Origin of the sequence: Williamsia sp. (genome assembly GCF_016462415.1) — a bacterium.
Taxonomy (GTDB): Bacteria; Actinomycetota; Actinomycetes; order Mycobacteriales; family Mycobacteriaceae; genus Williamsia_A.
Genome location: NZ_JAEMTF010000215.1, coordinates 1,461 through 2,303 on the forward strand (window position 1 = coordinate 1,461; position 843 = coordinate 2,303).

The 843-nt window shown below is 68.9% G+C and carries 1 protein-coding gene and 1 pseudogene; both read right to left on the reverse strand.

Annotated elements, in window-relative coordinates:
- Positions 1–182: pseudogene (locus tag JHC79_RS23460) on the reverse strand (hypothetical protein); the annotation flags it as partial.
- On the reverse strand, positions 179–843 hold a 665-nt coding region (locus JHC79_RS23465), incomplete at its 5' end, for an NAD-dependent epimerase/dehydratase family protein (RefSeq protein ID WP_296395461.1). The gene JHC79_RS23465 and the pseudogene JHC79_RS23460, both read right to left, overlap by 4 nt.

The window sequence follows — 843 nt, forward strand, 5'->3', positions numbered from 1 at the left end:
TCCACCCGGGAATCACCGAGGCCGCCGGCTCCGCCGCGCAGCATCGCCGCGCCGACTGCCGGCGAACCCAGGACGGCCTTGGTGATCCCGGTGACCCGGATGCCCGACACGTCGAGCAGGTCGACCAGGGTCCGCGTGTTCTGCTCGACCTTGTCGAGATCGGTCTCGATGCGAAGTGTCACACCGGGGTGGAGATATCGGCCACCGCCGCGAGCGCGGGGAAGGCCGTCAGCACCATGTCGACCAGATCCGACGCGGGGCGCGTCAGGGGATCGGTGACCGGAAGTCCGAGCTGCGCACGGTGTTCGGAGATCGCGGTGCCCAGTTCGTCTTCGGTCATGTCCTCGTGGTTGATCGTGACCCCGATGACACGGGTGTCGGCGAACGCCTCGATCAGCGCGATCTCGCTCGCCGCGGTCGGCATCGGCACCATGGGGAAGTCGCCGAGCACCGTGCGCTTCGGCGCGTGCTGCACGATCACTGCTGCGGGACGGCTGCCCCGCAGGATGTGCGCCGATGTCAGGTACGCGGGGTGGCTCAGTGCGCCCTGGCCCTCGACCACGATCACGTCCGGGTCTTCCCCCTCGAAGGCGGCGACGACCTGGTGCTCGACCTCGCCCGAGCAGAACTGGGGAACCAGCGCGTCGAGTGCGACGCCGTACTTCCCGCCCTGGATCAGGGTGGTCTGACCGGTGCCCACCATGACGGCGTGGATGCCACGCGCGTTCAGCGCCTGGACCAGCAGGGTGGCCGTGGTGCGTTTGCCGATCGCCCCGTCGGTGCCCAGGATCGCGATCCGGGGACAGCTGACGTCGAAGATCCGGCCCGAGAACAGGTGCAGAT